General features: G+C 32.8%; 16 protein-coding genes. 2 read left to right on the top strand and 14 right to left on the bottom strand.

The genetic code is table 11. The annotated features are described in order from the left end of the window. Nucleotides 1-6: 6 nt before the first annotated feature. Both GXM16_RS19070 and GXM16_RS19065 read left to right on the top strand, forming a co-directional pair. Nucleotides 7-894 carry a glycosyltransferase family 2 protein gene (locus GXM16_RS19070; RefSeq protein ID WP_163396084.1) on the top strand — a complete coding sequence of 296 codons (888 nt, stop codon included), beginning with the start codon at nucleotides 7-9 and terminating at the stop codon, nucleotides 892-894. After that, nucleotides 891-1,829, top strand: a complete 939-nt coding sequence (locus GXM16_RS19065) for a glycosyltransferase family 2 protein (protein ID WP_163396083.1) — start codon at nucleotides 891-893, stop codon at nucleotides 1,827-1,829. Before GXM16_RS19070 ends, GXM16_RS19065 begins: the two co-directional genes overlap by 4 nt. On the opposite strand, the gene GXM16_RS19060 is transcribed toward GXM16_RS19065, so the two are convergent. The 14 genes from GXM16_RS19060 to GXM16_RS18995 all read right to left on the bottom strand — a co-directional run bounded on the left by GXM16_RS19060 (nucleotide 1,826) and on the right by GXM16_RS18995 (nucleotide 20,563). Then, complete coding sequence (locus GXM16_RS19060; RefSeq protein ID WP_163396082.1) at nucleotides 1,826-2,221, bottom strand: sugar 3,4-ketoisomerase; 396 nt, start codon at nucleotides 2,219-2,221, stop codon at nucleotides 1,826-1,828. The genes GXM16_RS19065 and GXM16_RS19060 overlap by 4 nt on opposite strands. After that, nucleotides 2,218-3,042: a glycosyltransferase family 2 protein gene (locus GXM16_RS19055; RefSeq protein ID WP_163396081.1), complete on the bottom strand. Its 825-nt coding sequence runs from the start codon at nucleotides 3,040-3,042 to the stop codon at nucleotides 2,218-2,220. The genes GXM16_RS19060 and GXM16_RS19055 overlap by 4 nt, the downstream gene beginning before the upstream one ends. A 127-nt stretch (nucleotides 3,043-3,169) precedes the next feature. Next, on the bottom strand, nucleotides 3,170-4,258 hold the full coding sequence (locus tag GXM16_RS19050; RefSeq protein ID WP_163396080.1) for a glycosyltransferase family protein: 1,089 nt from the start codon (nucleotides 4,256-4,258) through the stop codon (nucleotides 3,170-3,172). Between the two features lie 367 nt (nucleotides 4,259-4,625). Beyond that, on the bottom strand, nucleotides 4,626-5,039 hold the full coding sequence (locus tag GXM16_RS19045) for an integrase core domain-containing protein (RefSeq protein WP_244307523.1): 414 nt from the start codon (nucleotides 5,037-5,039) through the stop codon (nucleotides 4,626-4,628). Further along, the gene (locus GXM16_RS19040; protein ID WP_163396078.1) at nucleotides 5,039-5,428 is read right to left on the bottom strand and encodes a transposase; all 390 of its coding nucleotides are present in this window, start codon (nucleotides 5,426-5,428) and stop codon (nucleotides 5,039-5,041) included. Before GXM16_RS19040 ends, GXM16_RS19045 begins: the two co-directional genes overlap by 1 nt. A 164-nt stretch (nucleotides 5,429-5,592) precedes the next feature. After that, nucleotides 5,593-6,246: a hypothetical protein gene (locus GXM16_RS19035; RefSeq protein WP_163396077.1), complete on the bottom strand. Its 654-nt coding sequence runs from the start codon at nucleotides 6,244-6,246 to the stop codon at nucleotides 5,593-5,595. Nucleotides 6,247-6,255: 9 nt separating this feature from the next. Further along, on the bottom strand, nucleotides 6,256-12,927 hold the full coding sequence (locus tag GXM16_RS19030) for an RHS repeat-associated core domain-containing protein (RefSeq protein ID WP_163396076.1): 6,672 nt from the start codon (nucleotides 12,925-12,927) through the stop codon (nucleotides 6,256-6,258). Between the two features lie 8 nt (nucleotides 12,928-12,935). After that, on the bottom strand, nucleotides 12,936-13,388 hold the full coding sequence (locus tag GXM16_RS19025; protein WP_163396075.1) for a T9SS type A sorting domain-containing protein: 453 nt from the start codon (nucleotides 13,386-13,388) through the stop codon (nucleotides 12,936-12,938). Nucleotides 13,389-13,416: 28 nt separating this feature from the next. Then, nucleotides 13,417-14,370: a SlyX family protein gene (locus tag GXM16_RS19020; protein WP_163396074.1), complete on the bottom strand. Its 954-nt coding sequence runs from the start codon at nucleotides 14,368-14,370 to the stop codon at nucleotides 13,417-13,419. Nucleotides 14,371-14,412: 42 nt separating this feature from the next. Continuing rightward, entirely contained in the window at nucleotides 14,413-15,447 is a 1,035-nt protein-coding gene (locus GXM16_RS19015) for a hypothetical protein (RefSeq protein WP_163396073.1), read from the bottom strand. A gap of 165 nt (nucleotides 15,448-15,612) precedes the next feature. Next, nucleotides 15,613-17,061 (bottom strand): lipopolysaccharide biosynthesis protein, encoded by a 1,449-nt coding sequence (locus GXM16_RS19010; protein ID WP_163396072.1) that lies wholly within the window; start codon nucleotides 17,059-17,061, stop codon nucleotides 15,613-15,615. Between the two features lie 95 nt (nucleotides 17,062-17,156). Then, a complete protein-coding gene (locus GXM16_RS19005) occupies nucleotides 17,157-18,470 on the bottom strand; it encodes a CDP-glycerol glycerophosphotransferase family protein (RefSeq protein ID WP_163396071.1) in 1,314 nt (437 codons plus the stop codon). A 21-nt stretch (nucleotides 18,471-18,491) separates the two neighbouring features. After that, a complete protein-coding gene (locus GXM16_RS19000) occupies nucleotides 18,492-19,589 on the bottom strand; it encodes a DegT/DnrJ/EryC1/StrS family aminotransferase (protein WP_163396070.1) in 1,098 nt (365 codons plus the stop codon). Continuing rightward, on the bottom strand, nucleotides 19,586-20,563 hold the full coding sequence (locus tag GXM16_RS18995) for a GNAT family N-acetyltransferase (RefSeq protein ID WP_163396069.1): 978 nt from the start codon (nucleotides 20,561-20,563) through the stop codon (nucleotides 19,586-19,588). The genes GXM16_RS19000 and GXM16_RS18995 overlap by 4 nt, the downstream gene beginning before the upstream one ends. Nucleotide 20,564: the final 1 nt, after the last annotated feature.

Here is a 20,564-nt window from a genome sequence, read left to right as displayed (position 1 = left end):
TTTTAGATGCTTTCCATCCTTATTCCAACTTATAACTATAATGCTTTTCCACTGGTTTTGGAACTCCAAAAGCAGTGTCTGAATTGCAATATAAAGTTTGAAATCTTATGTCAGGATGATTGCTCCAATGATTTTTTAGCAGAAAATAAAAATATAAATGCTTTAAAATATTGTTCTTTTTTTTCTAATAAAAAAAATTTGGGAAGAGCAGAAAACAGAAATCATCTCGCATCCAAAGCTAAATTTTCCTGGTTGCTGTTTTTAGATTCTGACATGTTCCCTAAAGAATCAAATTTCATTGAGAATTATTTCTTAAATATTCAAAAAAACAACAAACCTATTATTTTTGGAGGAATACTTTACAAAACAAAAAAACCAGAAAAGGATCAGCTTTTACGATGGGTTTATGGCCATAACCGAGAATCAATTTCTTTAGAAAACAGAAAGAGAAAACCCAACATAAGGGCGTTAACGTCTAATTTATTACTAAAAAAAGAATTGCTCTTAAAACATCCTTTTGACTCCACTTTAAAAAAATATGGCTATGAGGACTTATCTTTTCTGATGAAATTAGAAGTCAATAACATTTTAGTAACGCATATCGAAAACCCGGCTTTTCATTTAAATTTAGAGAGTTCTTTATTATTTTTGAACAAAACCAAAATTGCTTTAGAAAATTTAGCTTTTATTAATTCAAAAGAAACAGTTTTTTCAGGAAACAAAATTCTATCAGTCTATTCAGCACTAAACAAACTAAAACTCACTCCGGTTATAGTATTATTTTTCAATACATTTGAAAACAAAATCATAAATAATTTGCTTTCACAAAACCCTTCATTGCTTTTGTTTGATTTATATAAATTGGGCTATTTTTGTAAATTACAATCAAGATGACACCCTATTTTTCTATAATTATACCTCTTTACAACAAAGAAAGTTATATTGAAAATACTTTAAAAAGTGTTTTCAGCCAAACTTTTACTGACTATGAAATTATAATCATTAACGATGAATCTACTGACGAAAGTGAAGCGATAGTACAAACCCTTAATGATGAAAGAATTCAGATTTACAGTCAAAAAAACCAGGGTGCTTCTGCAGCAAGAAACCTTGGTATTAAAAAATCCAAAGGAAATTTTATAGCTTTTCTTGATGCTGATGACTATTGGTTTCCCAATCATCTGGAAACACTGCAAAAATTGATTCAGGATTGCCCTAACGCAGGACTTTATGCTTCCAGATACATCTCTAAGGTTTCAGAAAAAAGGTTTGTTAAAAATTCTTTTTTGAATCTTTCTGAAAAATTTTCCGGAATTATACCTGATTTTTTTTATTCGAGTCTTGTAAGCCGGATTGCGTTAACCTCGGCCGTAGTAGTACCGAAAAGAGTTTTTGATAAAACAGGTTTTTTTAACACTTCTATTTCAAGTGGTCAGGATCTGGACTTATGGATTCGAATCGCTATTCTTTTTCCTGCTGCCATTACCGGAAATGTTACCGTTGAATATAATGCTATGGATAATCGCAGTCTTTCAAAGAAAAATATCAGTAAAAAGAAACTGATTGATTTTTCTGTATTTCAAAAAGAAGAAGCGACACATCCAACATTAAAAGCCTTTTTAGATGTTAATCGGATGGATTACGCGTTAAAATTTAAAATTAGTGGTAATACAAAAGCAGCATATGAATATTACAATGCTATTTCCAAAAAAAACATCACACTAAAAAACTGGATCATTTTCCATTTACCCAGATGGATCCAGGTTCCTCTGTTAAAAATTAAAAAAAGCTTGTACAGAAAAGGGATTGCGTTTAGTGTTTATCGCTAACTAATTTTAAAAGCCTTAAACTCTTCAAAATCCCTGATATAATCTTCTTCAATATAAACTTCTGAGGCTACTACTAAGCATACAGAACCAGAAGAAAAATTCTGAAGTTCTCTCCAGATCCCGGATTTAATCAATAAACCTTCATAAGGTTTGTTTAAGGTAATAATTTGTTCTTCTTTACCATCATTTAAAACTACATCAAAACAGCCGCTTAAAGCTACCAAAAACTGCTGCAGGTTTTTATGTGCATGACCTCCGCGTTCAGCTCCGCTTGGCACATCATATAGATAATAAACCCTTTTAATTTCAAAAGGTACTGTATCGCCTTCTATTACGGAAAGATTTCCGCGGCGTTCTTCGATTTTAGGAATAGCTATAATTTGAATATTCATTTATTTTTTATTCTTTGATAATCCTTGTGTCCGCGATTGGCGCTACTAATAACAGTTTTAATGTTCTTTAATCCAATTTTATTCTGTTTCAAATCAAAAAACAATTTAATGAGTAACCAGAAAATATAATTGTTCTTAAAAATTCTCGTAAATAATGCTCCACTAATATAATAACTTTCAACCCAGTTTTTTTTATTTGAAGAAGTCAATTCAGCATGCAAGACTATTACTGATGGTTCAAAAACAAGCTGCTTGTTTTTTTTTCTTAAGTCAGTCAAAAATGCAGCTTCTTCACCCATCTCAAAAACTCCTCCTAATCCAAAGTTTTCATCAAAACTAACATTTGAGGCTTCTAAAACTTTATTATTAAATGTCATTTCGACTGAAATCGTATTTAATATATTAAAAATACTCAAATTGCTTTTAGCTCTCAGAGGATATTTTTTCATTAGTTTTCCTCCTGCATTAACAGCGCAAAAATTTATTACAGCTGCATCCGGAAATTTATTATGAGCATTACATATTCGCATCAGAAATTCTTCTTGATACACTATATCATCATCAGCAATAACGCAGATTTTTCCAATAGCATTTTTTATTGCTAAATTCCGGCTTTTGGATAAACCTACGCCTTCACTATTGATAATTCTAACCGAAGGAAATTCTGACGCTAAAGTAGTAGTTTCAGATTGATTAATGATGAGAATATTATAGTTCGAAAAGTGCTTTGACGGAAATATTGGAAATAAAAAATCAAGACTTGTCTGATTCATTGTAGAAATCAAAATCTCAATATCATTTTCCGTAAAAATATTTCCCATCTATTAACGTATATGTACAAATATATATTTTTTGAAGATAAAAAAAACAAATACATTCAGATAAAAACAAATGAGTTATATAAAACGGTTGAGTAATCCAGTACTTAAATTATGCAGACTACTATTTTTATTTACTGTTCCAAAAATCAACGTATTGTTGTGCTACATGTATATAATTATGATGTTCTTCTACAAACCTTCTGCCATTAGCCGAAATTTCAGGAATACTTTTTTTGTTATGTACCAGGCTTTCTAATTTATTGTAAATATCTTCTTTCTCCGGAAATACATTAACAATGGGATGATTATTGCTTTCATTTAATAAATCATACATTTCGGGTTCGCCGCCTCCTACTAAAACCAATCCCTGAGACATCCCTATTAAGCCGTTCATTCCCGGGGTGTAAGAATAGAGCTGATCCAATAGGACATCAGATTCAGACATAATTTTAACGTACTTTGACCAGGGTATAGAGGTTACATTATTCACCTGTACCTTATTTGGATATGCCTGCTGAATTTTTAATAATTCTTCCAGCATTACATCTGTTCCTTTTAATTTCGTTTTAGGTTTTTGAATCCCAATAAAAAATTTGATTTTATCCTGTCCAGTTCCCTTTTGTTTATACTCCAGAACATCTGTATTTATTGGCAATGGAATATAGGCCAATTTATCTTTGTAGTAAGCTTCATAAGCTTCATAATATTCGTACAAACAGGATACAATACCATTACAGGTTTCTGCCATTTCAATATTTGCCTCTTTAAAAAAGGGAGTTTTTAACCATTCGCATTTGTATATATCCAAAGGTTTATCTCCTATAAACAAATCGGAATATCTCAGGACTTTGTTTTCTAAACATAATTTCTCCCAAAAATAATCCGTGCCAAATGCTCCTAAAAAAACTTTTGCATTGTTTTTTAACAAAAATCTGTAGAAATTCAGGTTTCTTTTGATTTTTAAATCTAAAAATGTAGGGCTATTAATTTGTACGACATCATAACCCTTAAATTTCCTGAAAGTATGGTGTATTTTGCCTAAGTATTTAACAGAGTTATAAAAATCATACCCAGGACGGGATAAATTAATATCCTTTTCATTTTCCATCCATTTACTCCCGTCAGAAGCTACTGTTACATCATGCCCTAATGCCCTTAGTCCTTGTGCTAATGTAGCATGAAGATTACTATACTCTCCTACTAAAAGAATTTTCATTTTTATTTATTCTTAAAAGATAAATTTAAGATAATACTTCATTCGGCAATACATTATTTGGTTAATAAATCATTTTAATTATTGGGATTTCAAAAATTTAAAAATTCTGACTATATATTCCCTTATTTTAAAACTTCAAAAACTAACTCCAATCATTATAATTTAAGAAAAAATGCAGTCAGGAGTTATTAAAAAAATTAAGTATTAAAAACAATGCCTTTTCATGCACTATCTATGCCTTATCTATGCCTTATCCATAGCTGTTTTAAACAACCGCGTTGCAAATGACCCGTCCTAAAATAACTATACAGATTATTAAATAAATCCTGTTATAGCTATACAAATATAATTTTTAATCCTAAACTTACTATACAGCTGTTTTTTCATGGCTAAATTTTTTATTATAATTCCATCGCTTCTTCAAGTTCCCTGATTGCAAATGAGCTTGATTTGGGATTAGGTAATCACAACTTGAATGTGGTCTGATTTCATTATAAACTTTAATACTTTTCTTTATCTGGTTGTAGGTTTGTTCAAAACCCAACTGGCTACTATGAAGATTGAACTCTGTTTTGATGATTCCGTTTACCCGTTCCGCCAATGCATTCTTATAAGGATCTCCATTTTTAGACATGCTGATTCTAATAGCATTTTGATGCAACAGATTTACATACTGGTGAGAGCAATACTGTGAACCTCTATCCGAATGGTGAATGATTGGTTCATGATACATCCTGTTTTTCAAAGCCATTTCTAATGCCTCAATACATCCTTCTGCCATTAGGTCATTACGGGTTCTGTTACAATACAAAGTTCGACTTTTTCCGCTTTGTATTGCACCAGCCAGTTCCTGATTATTTTTTCATTTTTTACACCATAAGCAGTTTGCGCCTCTTTTATACTCATCCTTCCTTGCTCTATGGCTGTTACAACAGTACGCTTTTGCAGGTTAGTATAGCTTTTTCGTTTAACGTTTTGCTGATAGTTCATAGAGCCATATTTACGCATCCAATTATAAAGGCAACTTTTGCCTAATCCGTAAATACGGTTAGCTTCCTTGCGGGAAAGACCCGCTTCAACTTCCTTTACCACTTTTAAAATCAACCTTGGGTCATAATGACTTTGCTTACCCTCACGGACAGCATAAACTTCCTGTTCTTTGTGTCCCATACACTATTGAATTGTGTATAGCTATTTCAGGACTAGACAGTAAATCTATAATAGGACTAAAACTCAACCGTAAATCTATTTTAGGATTAAGTATAAACATGTAAATTTATTTTAGGACGAGACACCAAATATCTGCGCGATCGGGCAAAAAGACCACCATAAGACTACTCCTTTTCTAATATTAAAGGCACTTTGTTAGAGTTTATTTCTTTGTCATATAGCTCATACCCCATTTGTTTTAAGCTATAAAGAGTTTTTAAATTTAAAAATTTAGTTGCCAGTTCTTTTTCTTTTTTTGGATAATTGATTCCAATATGTAGTCCTTTTTCATTTCTGTAATTCTCTAATTCCCAATTACAATATTTTGAAATTTTTATGTATAAATTCATTCGAACTTTAATTTTTATACTTTCACCTGATTTTAATAAAATCAAATCTTTAGAGGTAATAGCTACCTTCTTTTGTTTCCATAATTCATCAACTTTTTCCATTTCGGTATCAATAACGTGTTCAGCAAAACAATTTTTAGTATACCAATTAAATTCTTTAGTTGTATTATTAGTAAACACTTTATAAATGCAGAAAAAATTCTTTTCCTCAAATGGCAAAATAAACTCTAATTCTTTATTTTCAAATAAATTTATTATTGGTAAATAATAATTTGATGCGGTTTTATTACTTATTTTTAAGTTAATAAAAGAATTGTCTGCTATAGATTTATCTGTTATTATAAATTCAATATTTTTGTTCATTTCTTTTTTTGGAGCGCAAGAATTTAAAAGAAAAAACAAAAAAGAAGCTCGTAAAATAGTTTTCATAATAGTCTTTTATTTTATTAAACTCAAATAATTATTGTACTCCTGTCTATCAAAAGGAGCCCCCATACTTTCCTGCCAACGATAAGCCTTGACTTCTGAATGATAGGGTCCTTTTATTGGACCATATTTATTAAGAAAACCAGCATATGCTCCATTTACATGATCGACCATATGGTTCAATTCGTGACCGACTACACTACCTAATTGTCTTATAGAATTTAGAACATTACTTCTAATCAATATTTTCCCTAAAGATCTAACAGAATATTTTCCATTTGTACTTAATGTAACGTCTTTTAAAGCTCTTCCCGCGATATTTGTATCATTCCCAATCATAGTTTGTTTTTCAAAACTTGGACATCCTGCGGATTCATACAAATCTGGAAAAACTTTCGATGCAAATTCAGCTATTTCTTCATTACTCCAATTTAAATATGGATCATCATCCAATATTTTTCCATAACCACCGTCTCTAATTGCTTTTTCTAGCAATGTTTGCTCTTGAATATTTTGACTAATTTTATGCATTGCATGATTCAGCAAACCTACTGTAAGTCCAATAGCTGCACCTTCCCAAAAGTTCCCTCCTTGCAAATGGCTAGTTACTCCCCCAGCAACTGTACCAAATAATACTTGCCCAACACCGCTGCCTCCAAATGAACCTGTCGCCATGCCAAAGCTTCCTGAAGCTATACTGCTTATTGCTGCTGTTATAAATGACTGTCCAGCATTACCACCACTCACTCCTTGTATAATACCCTGTGCGATACCGTGCATCAAAGCCTGAGGTATAGTCAGCATAAGATCTATTTGTAATTGGGTCAGAGTGGGTGCTGCGGTACAAATTGCTGTACTTGCACTACCGATAATACTGCCTATACCCGCACTCACCATGCCACTTATAGCACCTACCAAAATACTTTTGGTCAAGCCACCCCAGGTTATTGCCGTACCATTGTAAAGCGATATCCCTACATAGCTCACCCCAGCAATTACTGCTCCAATAATAGCTGCTGTAACCAACGTGGCAGCCGTGATCGCTTCATTACCATCATAATCAACATACATTAAAGGGTTGTTTAATGCATATGCATAGCGATTATAGTTTTGTGGGTTGGCAGGGTCTGAGATAAGTGCATCAGCTGATAAGAACGTGTGTAATACAGGGTCATATAAGCGCGCATTCATGTGTATGATCCCTACAGAGAAAAAGTGTTCATGTCCCGTATACCCTCTGTCTGTCAATAATTCAAAATCAACATTATTGAAGGTAGCCGGGCTTACTTCAACCTCATTTTTATATTGCTTTTTGATGAGCCCCCAGGCATCAAATTGTCTTCTTTCTTTGATGACACCTCCATTACCGGAAATAGCCAAAATAGTACCCTGATAGTCTCTATGCAAATATAAATATTCCTGTGTAGCCGGTGCATAATTACCTGCTGTTTTCGTATAAGTCTTTTCAAGTGCTACTGAGGCATCATAGGGTGATCCTGCAATGTAAGTAATAAACTGCAGGCTTTGATTTGGTTTTTCTATAACCTCTACCGCAGATATCCCGGAATAATATTTCGTTTTGGCTACTGCACCTGCCTCCGTAGTTACAACTGATTTACTTCGTGTATTGTCAAGATTGTATTCAAAATCTACATTACCACGGTTAGTTTCGGTAATGTTCATAGGGTTTTTAAACATATCATAACTTACCGTTTGTGGGGAACGGTTGGTATAAAAAGCAATTCCCGTGCTGTTGAGTGTAGCTGATTTTTTTCGGTAACGATTACCCGATTCGTAGTCGTAGGTTCCCACCTGACCATTATTTTTTATACGGCCATCGGTTTCATAAGAGGTGTTTACCGTACCTGTAGGGTCTGTCCAGGATACGAGCCTGTCATAATTATCGTAAGTAAAACTTTCGTTCCAGCTTAAAACTCCTGTAATATTATTTTTTCGTGAATTAAGGATTCCCCGGGTGCTATTAAACTCATATACCAAATTAAGTGCTGTTGTGTTTGCACTTACGTGTTTAGCTGTTTCAAAATAGCCAAAATTATCATACTTGTTTGTTATCTGCATACCATTTCCAAATGAGACCGTGAGAGCCTGCATTTTTTCATTGGCCGTATTGAGTTTCCACAATACAGATTGCGTGCCGGCATCTTTGTATTGCTCTATGATACCATTGTATGCTTTATACCCATATTCAATGGTGTTGTTACCATTGTTTATCGTATTGTCAGCAGTAAGATAAGAGTACGTGTTTTCGGTTAATACTCTTCCGTATCCATCATAAGTAAACGTTTTTTTGTGTGTAAGATTATCAGACGTTGTCTCTGTATTACTAAGAATTTGATAATACGGGCTATAGGTAAAATTATAAGTGAAATTTTTGCTATTAATTGTACCTGTTTCACTAGTTACAAATCCTTTTGAATCATAGCTGTAATTGCTTTCCTGATTGGTATTCTGACCTGCAGTTGTTTTCTTAATTAACTTTCCGGTTGGTGAATATTCAAAAGTTATGGTTCCTGTCGGGGTAGTTTCGGTAAGTATTTCACTAAAATTATTATAAGTTTTGGTATAAGCAATAGTACTTACTGATGGATCACGCATATATATCTGCCTGCCCCAACCATCATATTTCATAGTTATGGTATGGTTGCCATAAATAGTCTCTTTCAGATTTCCGTTGGCAAAATAAGTATACTTCAATGTTTCGCCATTGTCTGTTTGCTCTATTTTGTTCCCGTTGGCATCATTAGTTGTTGTAACTGTTTTTGTACCGTCTGAAGTTGTTGCTGAAAGCCCATCGTAAGAAATACTAATTTGCTTGTTGGTGTACAATAACTGTGTCGTTGGTCTGCTCAAATAATCATAGGTAATGGTATTGACTTTTGAAAAATTGGCTGTTGCCAAAGTTGGGGAACTATCCAAATATGGCTCGGACTCTTTTACCTTTCTGCCCAGAAAATCGTATTCGACTGATTTAGATACAAAAGTATTTGCTGCAAATCCGAGTTTGGTTGTTTTAACTTCACGTCCATATACATCATAAAAGATGCGACTAAAATCTCCTGGTTTATTACTAGTGGTAGTAACACTATAACCACCTGTAAATCGAACATACGTAAATGACTGGATTTGTACTGTTGTTGAAGCCCCTGTAATCGTGTTTTTAATTAGCTTACCCCAGTTGTCAAATTCTGACACGGTTTCTACATTCAAATAGTTTTTGCTTTTTATTTGCTGCCCCAGCTTGTTGTAATCAAAAGTAGTTTCATACCCTTCGTTATCTGTTTTCTTGATTACAAAACGGCCGTTAGAATCATATACATCTGTAATTTTACGGCTCGTAACTCCCGTAGCAGAAATAGTTTTCTGGGTTACATTTCCAAATCCATCATATACATAATCTGTATTGACATAATCTGTATTATGTCCTTTCTTTTGTGACTGCTTTACCAGATTAGGAACTGCAGGATCATAGTTGTATTTTTCTTCAGAAGTAAAAACATCACCATATGCACTTACAGATTCATTTTTTTGAATCAGCTTTCCTATGCAGTAATTACTTCCCGCGACAGACGGATTATTAACATAGGTATTTGTTACTGATATGGCAGCAACACCATTATTTTCAATACTTTTGGTTATATTTTCAAACTCATCATACTCAAATGAAGTATCAGAATACGTTCCTGATATCAAATCTTTAGTTGAAGTTTTTGAAATACGTAATGCAGATACCTTATTTGCTTTATCCACTTTTGTGTAATTGTAATCCTTTCTACTTAAATAGTCCTCACTTGTAGCATTGTCTGTTTGTGGGATACTTTGTGTGAGTATTGTTTTAAAAACACCGTTAGTACCAGTTGCCTTGAAGCCCGGTTTAAGAGTAATCGAATTAACTGCTACAGCAGTCAGGGCATTGTTAAGAGCAGTATTTAAAGTTAGATAACCTGGGTTTGTATAATTTGTGCCCTCAATATTTTTGTTCGAAAGTGCAAAAGATTTTGATGTAAATTCTCTGATTACGGCACCATTAAGTTGTGGAGATGTAACAGCTATTGACCAAATTTTATCCGTATTTTGATCACTATACCAACTACTGCGTGCCACTTTTTTGAACCCAAGTACTCCTAATCCCTGCGAATGTGTAACTAAACCAAAATATTTGAACTGTTGTATTTTGCTTTGATTGTTGGCCGTTTCTGTTAATTTATCAACTACCTGCATAGTAGGCACTGTAATCAATTCTGCAAAAGGATAAAGTTCTGAATTAGAGGAATAATAAGTATCCTCTGCAGTGCCAAGACCTGAGCCAGGTACTAATTTTTGATACGATATGTCTTTAACTATAGCACCACCTGCTTCAGTAACTTTAACAAGAGTCGCTTCCTTTGATAAATCTTTATTAAAATTTCCTTTCCATACTTGTTTTCCCTGCATGAATACAAAATTGCTGTAAGCACTATGATTCCTGTAATTCCCAATTAGTAAATCTATAGGAGTTTCATAACCATAATTTGAGTTAACAGATATTGTAATTGCTGCTTCAAACATAGGTTTAGCGGTTAAACTGCCTACATTTTTTCTAATTGTAAAATGTCCTCTACCGTCTCTGCCACATCCGCTAATACCAGGATCAGTACAGTATGTTTCATATTCCTGAATAATAAAATCACTTTTACCATCTTTATCCAAATCTGCTGCGCGATAGCTTCTGTTTTTTGTTCTGTTTGCTGATGGCTTTCCTTTCCAGTAAGGTTCGTATAATTCAAAGTTAGAGTAATATGAATTTATAAAAGAACTCCCTGTCGATTGTGACAAATTCCAGTCTGACGATCCATTTGCAATCGGCATCATAATATCGGTTTTACCATCACCATTGAAGTCTCCGAAAACAATCTGATTATCCTTATTATAATATGCAAATGTTCCTTGTGCTAAAATTTCTATTTGTGTCCAGGGAGCAACAGCGAGTTGTTTAAATCCAATAACTTTATAAGTTTTATCTTCGTTTGTAATTAAAAGATCTGATTTACCGTCACCATTGAAATCAATAACATTTATTTTACTTTTATAGTGCGCTAAATAATTCCTTAATGGAATTTCCATATCCAAATTCACAAAACCTCTTGTTCCAGGTGCTGTAGATGCTTTTTCATTTAAATCAAATAAAAAATAGTTGGTTGTACCTATACAACTCATACTCTCAGTACAACCATTACCATTAACATTAGGAGTAAAATTAACAGAACAACCTAGTCCTTGGCTAAGGAGCACTTCTGAAACACCATCTCCATTAAAATCGCCTTCAGCAATAAATTTACCCGGAATAGGTGTGTAAGTACCTGGTAAAAAGCAAGGTTCTGTACCAAATCCACCATTTGGAACCTGACCGTTGAAGTATATGGGGGCTCTATAACTATTTTGAAAATCTTTAGTTTGTTTTAAACTAATTTTTTTAGTTAGAGGGTCATAATCATAAATATTAAAAGAAAAAGAAAAAGAACCTCTTCCGGAATAATAAGTTACTATTGACTGATATTGATTCAATTTATTATTGGACACTGTATTTGCTGTGAAATACTTGTTACCAAGACTAAAAGGAATACCAGTCCAGGTACTATTGTTATCAATAGGGTTCAAATATACTTTGCTATCAGTTACAAAATCCTGTTCACCATTGCCGTCAAAATCTCCACTTAATTTTACATTCGCTAAATCATTATCAGTCACTCCTTCATATTTTACTATTGGTGCAAAACCATCTGCTGTAGTCTCATAATTAAAAACTACAGGATTTGCATTTTCATCAGCTCCATTGCTTTCAATAATGTTTTTTACACGTTGGTAATTTCCAGAAATTGTTTCGTGATTTAAAGTGTATTTTCTAAATAATTGACCTCCGGTAGATACACTTACATCACTCAATATTTTGTTTACTTCTACTTTTAGGTCATCAAAATTCAAATAGGAGTATTCTGCTCTTAATCTTTCTTTATAAGTAAAAACTATTTTATTTTCATAACCTGAAGCAACATTTATATTATTACCCCAACTAATTGTTTTGATACGCTGTGTATTGTTTTCAATTTCATAAGTATAATCTATATAATTGCCCTGAGGATCAATCCAACGATTGATCATCCAATTCATTAATCCTCTCGAGTCTGTTGTACCTCCATAGTATGCTTTAGATCCATCAACAAATGTGATTATAAAACTTTGAGGCGATACAAATAATGGGGAAAGCTGACCGCTTGATTCAATTTTCAAATTAGTATAATTTTCGGTTTGATAAGAGGTTCCTTCTGCGCCATAAGTACCTGTCTTTTCTATTAATCTTTGCCCATCTAAAGCATAACGATCTAAATTATCAAAATCAACTGGGTCTATTAATCCGTCAAGGTCTATTCTTGAGGCTACACGGCTTATAGAGGATATCCCTACAATATTCCAACCCATTCCAGCAAGTCCCTGAACACTAGATCCATTATAAGTCAATGCCACTTGTGGGGCTACATCCTTAATTCCTGGAGGTAGCGCTATAGGTACTTTGTATGTTGGTGTTCCCGAATTGGAAATTTGCAATTCGCCTTTAGTGTCGGGTGTAAAAGTTTGAGAAAATGAAAAATGCGTAGCTAAAATAAAAATGAAAAAGTAAAATTGTTTCATATAACAGTTTATTGCTTGATGATTTTAAATGATTTTGGGGCTCCTGATTTGTAGTTGAGCAGAACAACATACACGCCAGAAGGGTATGACTGAAACAAAATATTCTGGGTATTGGTATTTTTAGTTCCCTCAAACGTTCTTAACACTTGTCCTGTAAGTGAAAAAAGCTGGATCGAGGTTACATAATTCTCATTGGTAAGTTCCCATTTCAGGTACAGTTCTTCTTTTACGGGATTCGGATAATACGAAATCATATCTTCTCCCGGAATATTTTCCAGATCATCCTCTACAATAGCTTCTATCTCTTTGGCTTGTTTGCCTGTTTCCGGCGGGCAGTTCACACACAATATCCTGCTTGTCTGATTGCCGGCATTGTCGTAACTGAATTTAATCTTCGTTTGGTTTTGGGCATTGGACAATAGCGAAAAGCCCAATACCAATAGTATGATATAATATTTCATTAAACTGATTCTTTAAAAGTGAGAAAACTTATTTTTTTTGGGCAGCTAATAACAGCTTCATTTGAGATTTTAGCTCTTCTATTTCCCTGTTTTGCTGAATTAAATACAGTGTAAGCTCCTCGATTTTTTCCTGTTGGATTTTTGCCATTTCACCAAGCTCCAGACCTTTATCCGTAATTTCTTTGGCTGAAGGGACATTTGGTAAATGCCCGTTTGTAGTGATATAATTCTCGACTTCTTTTAACGGTTTTAAATCATAGTTTTTTGCAAAAACATAATCAGCCCAGGTATTGTATACTTTTACTTCTTCCGCACGGATTTTTCCTTTTACTGAAAGTCTGTAGGTTTCTACTCCATCTGTGAAGTTTGAAGTTCCGATGCCTAAATTTGTATCGACATATACGGTTCCTTCAAATTTTGAATTACCATTTTTCACCATCAATCTATAAGGTATTGGCCAGGCTTGTGTGCCACCAATTGTCAAATACGAGTCAGGCTTAGGTAAAGTTAAAATTCCTGTCTCATTATTTTCATACACTTCAAAAACAAGCTTTTGTGCCCTATCAGAAAGCTGAAAATAACTATCACCATTGACTCTTGCTTTATGTCTAAACCTATTAGCATCATTCCTATCCTCTATAGATAGCTGAGTTAAAGCAGATGAAATATTGGAAGGTGGAACATCATAAAAAGTTAATAATCTCGCACCACTTGTTGTTCTTATAGTTCCAATATTTAATAACGCACTTTTATCAAAACTATCACCACTATTTAAAAAGGTGTAAGTCGTATTAGTTGTTGGAAATCCTTCTATTTCGAGTTTAGCTTTGGGAGTATTTACCCCAATTCCCAAATTAGTATTAGTCGTAGGATTATTAGCTGATATACTAGAAGCTCCACCTGAACCAGTACTAACCTGTGCATTTAAAGTTGTACTTAAAAAGAGCATTCCAAAAAATAGTATTATAATTTTATTTTTCATTGTCCGGATTTATTATTTTAGAGATAGTTTTTAATTTTAAAATCATTTTTTAGAAGCCAATAAAGCTTTAACCTGAGATTTTAATTCCTCCATTTCTTTATTTTGTTGAATTAAATACTGCTTTTGTTCTGCTATTTCCTTATTCTGCTGAATTAAATAAAGTGTAAGTTCTTCGATTTTTTCCTGCTGGATTTTTGCCATTTCACCAAGTTCAAGCCCTTTCTCTGTAATTTCTTTGGCTGAAGGTACATTTGGTAAGTGGCCGTTTGTAGTGATATAATTCTCGACTTCTTTTAGCGGTTTTAAATCGTAGTTTTTGGCAAAAACATAATCTGCCCAGGTATTGTATACTTTTACTTCCTCTGCCCTTACTTTTCCTTTTACTGAAAGTCTGTAGGTATCTGAACCGTCTGTAAAATTTGAAGTTCCTATACCTAAATTTGCATCTGTTAGAATGTTTCCTTCTATTTTGGCACTGCCACCCTGAACAAATAATTTGTGACCTAAACTATTTGCATAGTCAACTCCTGCACCAATTATTACTCTTGTATTGGGTTTAGGCATATTCAAAGTAAAAACATCATTACCATAATCATACACTTTAAAATAATCTGTTTGATTTTTATCCATAAGCGAAAAATACCCTTCTCCACCAGTATCTGCTTTTGTAATAAATCTTGTATGATTACTTCTATCATCAATAGTCAATGCAAAAGCAGATTTAGTCAAATTAATTACATTAGACTGAGGATGATCATAGAAACATAATAATCTGCCATTTTCTAAAGGGTCTCTCACGGTTCCCAAATTCAAAACCCTATTTGAAATGTTTCTGTGTTTCCAGTCAGAATAGGTTGCACCGTCTGGAAGGGATTTGAAAAATTCTCCTTCATTTGCTTTGACAATACCGGCAACTTCAAGTTTGGCTGTAGGCTCAGTAGTTCCAATACCTACATTTGTATTTGACACTGAACTATTAGGCAAAATACTTCCCCCAGAACCAGAACTGATTTGTGCATTTGTTATTATGCTAAAAAAAAGAGAGCTAAAAAGCAGTAAAGTAAAGTTGTTTTTCATTGACAGATATTTAGATTTATCCGTACAATATTACAATTTAAGTTAGAATTATTCTTAATAAAATTAAATTAGGATATAGAAATAAAAATTTACAAAAATAAAGTCCGAAAAATATTAAAAATATAATTTTTATAAGAAATTAATGATTTTTTTACTAAAAACATATCAGTTATTATGAAAATTACTTTTAAACAATTCTCTAATTTCTTTTAATTCATTTGATTTTAACGACCAGCAAATAAAAATATAACATAGCCCCCCTAATACTATTCCTAAAATCAACTGTAAAATTAAATTATCTATTAAATAAGTTATAGTAATTACCAAAAATGACATTCCGATTGAAGCAATAAAAAAAGGCAGCATATCTTTTAATTGCTGAATAGGGCCATAACCATAAAACTTCCCTGGTAAATAGGCATTTATTACAAATGCAATAGCAGATCCAACAACATGTCCAATTATCATAGCTTTTACCCCAAGAGGAATTGTAATTATCATAGTCAGCAATGTTAAGGGCAGTTTAGACAAATCTACTTTTAAATATAAATCAGAACGGCCAATTGCATTTAATAAGTTCATATTGAGGACACTCATTGGAAAAAAAATACGCGCAAAAACCATCCATTGCAAAAGAGGAATCAAAGAAACCCATTTTTCAGTAAGCAACAGTATCACAATTGGCTTTCCTAACAAAGAGATGAGCGTCATTATCGGGATTATAAAAAAAGCTGACATACGAATCATTTTACTGAAAATAGAAATTAATCTCTCTTTGTCATGCTGTACTGATGTAAGAATTGGAAACGTACTTTGCTGTAAAACACTAACAATTGTTCCTGCAGATATATCTGCAAAACTCTTAGCTTTGGTATAATAGCCTAATGTAGCTGTTGGATACAATTTTCCTAAGCAAATATTATGTACATTATTAAGTATCTGAGCATACAAACTTGCTACCAGCAATTTTGAACCATAACCAAATAGCGATTTAAATGCCTTTTTTGAAAAAGCAACTGACGGACTCCATTTACTTAAAAACCATAATGAAGCTGAGGAACAAAATGATCCTGTAAGCATTTGAATAACCAATGACCAGACTCCATACCCGTTTATAGCAGCAATTATTCCACATAATCCTCCAGTTATCATTCCGATTACATTACTTTTTGCTATTGTTTTAAAATTGATTGTAATGGATAATTTGGTTCGCTGGACTATTGCGAAAGCATTTATAAATAAATTTATTCCTAAAATCCTTATCAAATCAGTTAATTGAGGGTTTCCGAAAAAAGAAGAAATATAAGGTGCTGAAAAAAACAATAAAAAATAAAAAAAACTGCTTACGCCTAAATTAAATACAAATAAGGTTGAAAAATCAATCTCTGATCTATTTTGACGCTGGATTAAACCCGTACCTAATCCACTTTCAACAAAAGTTTGCGACAAGGCCATAAAAATAACCAGAATTCCCATTAAACCAAAATCCTCCGGCATCAAAATTCGCGCAAGTATTACACCTACAGCAAATTGTCCTAACTGAACAGCAAATTTATCAACAGCTGACCAGAAAATTCCCTTTGTTGCAATTGATTTTAGAGAAACATTGCCCATTTGTAAATAAATTAGATTTAATCGTATTAAATTTCTTCAATCAAAAATATCATGCTGTTTAGATGATAAATTCCAAACAAAAAAAAACAACAAAATCACTGAAAGATTTGGCTCTCTAAATAATTCAATATGTTTTGAGATGCGTTTAAGTTATTCTTTGGTAACAGCGTATTTTTCACAAAAGCATTACGTTCTTCTCTCAATGGATCATTTTCCTTCACCACTACATTTTCAATAAAATCTATTACTTGTTTTTGATTTCGGGATTGATAATGAACTGCTAATGTTTGTTCTCCAAAAACAGTCCAATAATCCATCACCGATTCGTTTCGAATCATATAGAGTGACGGCTTTCCTGTTATAAGATATTCTGCCATAAAAGAACCACTATCATGAATGAGCGCATCAGACGTCAAAAAAAGATCAATATAATATCCATCCCCATACTGACCATTTTCAAGGTTTATCCATTTATTAAAGTAATCATCGGTTTTCTGTTTTCCCCAATTCGGGTCATTTTCTAATTTAACTCTTAAAAGCGGGTGTGGATTGAATGCAATTTGTAATTTGTCTTTATAATTAATAGCCAATTCTAAAAAGAAATCATAATATTCTAAAAAATTAGACAGTTTGCTCAACTCATTCATCAAATGGTGTGGCGTCCATATAATTCTTTTTAAGGCTGGATTTTTATTTTTCCAAACTTCTTTTGGCGTTGTATTAATCAAAAGAGGATCAAATCCCGGATAACCTGTCACAACGCTGTTTTTTCCTTTACTTCTTTTATTGTGCGACGCTATTTCTTTATGAAAGGGAGTTTCTGAAAAAATTTTCCATACAAGACTGTGTAAATCTAAATTATAGGAAAACTTATAATTAGTTGTTGTAATACTATAAGGCACATAACAGGTTAAAGTGTTTGGAAAATTCTTTATAAAAAATTTATAATCTTGTAATCCTTCGTGTGGATTGGTAAAGAATAATATATCCGGGGCAAAAGTTTTTTTTACATCTACATATTTCCCTGTCACTTTATCATATGTTTTAATAACGTCATAGCCTTTACTTTTAAAACCTTCAAAGGCTTTGTCCATTTCAAAAAGCATATTTTCCATGCCAAAATTTACAACCGGGCAAACAAAAATTTTAGGTTCAAATCGAGGATGCTGCAACATTAAATCATAAAGTACCTCATATTTCCACACCGATTCATGATTCAAAAAAAAAGCGACTTTTAAAACTTCTTTTTTTCTGGCAATTTCAAGTGCTTTTTGATGTCTTTTTGGCGCCTTTTTGACTAAATAAAGAATACCCAATTCTCTTAATCCTATAAAGTTATATAGCTTAATAAGTGATATCCAGATTTTTTCAGGGACAAATCTTTTAATAAATAACTTTAACTCTCTCATTTATTTTTATAAAAATTTAATTTAATATCGGTTTAAAACTTCAATAATAAAATTCACCTGATCATTTGTCAAAACAGGACTCATCGGTAAACTTAAAACTTCATTGTGTATTTTTTCTGTAACTGGAAAAGACAAAATGTTCCAGTCTGAAAATGCTTGTTGCTTGTGTGGCGGAATCGGATAATGAATCATCGTTTGAATTCCGTTGTCAGATAAATATTGCTGCAAATGATCTCTGTTTTCGGTACGAATAACAAATAAATGAAAAACATGATTTTCAGTTAAATCCCAAAATGGAAGTGTTATTTTATCATTCTTAATTTCCGTCAGATAGCTTTTTGCCACCTCGCGGCGTTTTTGATTGTCCTTATCTAAATTCGGTAATTTTAAATTTAAAAAAGCAGCCTGTAATTCATCTAATCGTGAATTTACACCAACAAATTCATTATGATATTTTTTTTCAGAACCATAATTCCGAAGCGAAAAAATTATTTTTGCCAGTTCGCTATCATTTGTAACCACTGCTCCCCCGTCTCCCAAAGCACCTAAGTTTTTGCCCGGATAAAAACTAAAAGCAGCTGCATCAGAAAGATTCCCGGATTTTCCAAAACCAGAAATTGCGCCGTGAGCCTGAGCCGCATCTTCGATTACTAAAAGGTTATTTTGATTTGCAATGGTATTAATCATATCCATTTCGGCTAATTGCCCATACAGGTGAACTGCTAAAATGGCTTTGGTTTTTGATGTCAACTTTTCTGAAACGGAATCAGGATCAATATTATAAGTCTCAAGCTTTGGCTCGACCAATACCGGCACTAAATCTGATTGTAAAATGGCCAGGATACTGGCTATATAAGTATTTGCCGTAACAATAACTTCATCTCCTTTTTTAAGCTTCCCTAATTGAATATAACCTTTGAAAATTAAAATCAATGCATCCAGGCCGTTGCCAACTCCTATGCAATGCTTTACTCCGCAATAGTTAGCAAAATTGTTTTCGAACGCTGTCACTTCCTTTCCTAAAATATACCAGCCGTCTTCCAAAACCGATTTCAGTTTTTCCTGAAAAGCAGTTTCGTAAGGTTCGTTTATTTTTTTTAGGTCTAAAAAGGAAATCATATCAAAATGTTATTTAGCAAACTATAATTTGAGGTTTCAACTTCGTAGAAATCATGTATTACGCTACTCGCTCCAAAACTTTCTTTCCAATAGGATAATCCTTCATTGAGCTTTCTGCCCTGGCTTTCATTTGAGATTCCAAAATCGAAAAATCGTTTGTTTTTGAAAACTTCTGAAATTAATTGATAAAATAAAAGATCTATTCCTCCCAGTTCATTCTTTCCTTCTTTTCCAGAAATATACTGGCTGTGTGCTACATTTGAGCTTTCAAAAATAGTAGTTCCTGCAACAATAACCTCGTTTTGATAGACATTAAACTGACGGATATTTTCAGGAAACAAAGCTTTTAATTTTGTTATTTCTTCTAAACTGTGTACCGGTTTTGCCTGATGTTTATCTGCTAAATTCGGAATTAATATTTCATTCCAAAAATCATTGAAATGATCAACCTCTTTAATAATCAAACGATTATTTATTCCGCTTTTAACACCCCTTTTTCTAATTTTTGATAAGATATATGAATTGGATAAGTCAATAACGGCCAAGCTGTCTCTTCGAATTAATTGTGCTTCTGACAAGAAAAGAGCATAACTTAATTCATCAGACGGTTTTTGATGGTAAACAGAAGGAATCAATTTAATTTGTATTTTTTGAATAGTATTAGAGTTCAAAAAATACAAAATACCTTTAAAAACTTCAATAACTGATGACAGTTTTAACGTGTCTTTATAAACCAGACTTCCATAAGTTAATCCCTGGTGCGAGTAAACATTTTCTTCATCCTTATTTGCCGGTAAAACTGCAACTAACCTTTTATCCTCAAAAACCAATAAAGAATAATCTTCAAAACGATCTTTATGATATTCCATAAAATCCCGATGAAACAGAAACGTAGCGTTTTTGGCCTGAGCAATAAAGTCATTCCATGTTTTATAATCGTTTTCAGTATATTTTTTTACGGTATATTTATTCAAT

This window comes from Flavobacterium limi (assembly GCF_010645075.1).
GTDB lineage: Bacteria > Bacteroidota > Bacteroidia > Flavobacteriales > Flavobacteriaceae > Flavobacterium > Flavobacterium limi.
Note: the sequence above shows the minus strand (reverse complement) of the source record. Positions and strands in the feature narration are given on the sequence as shown.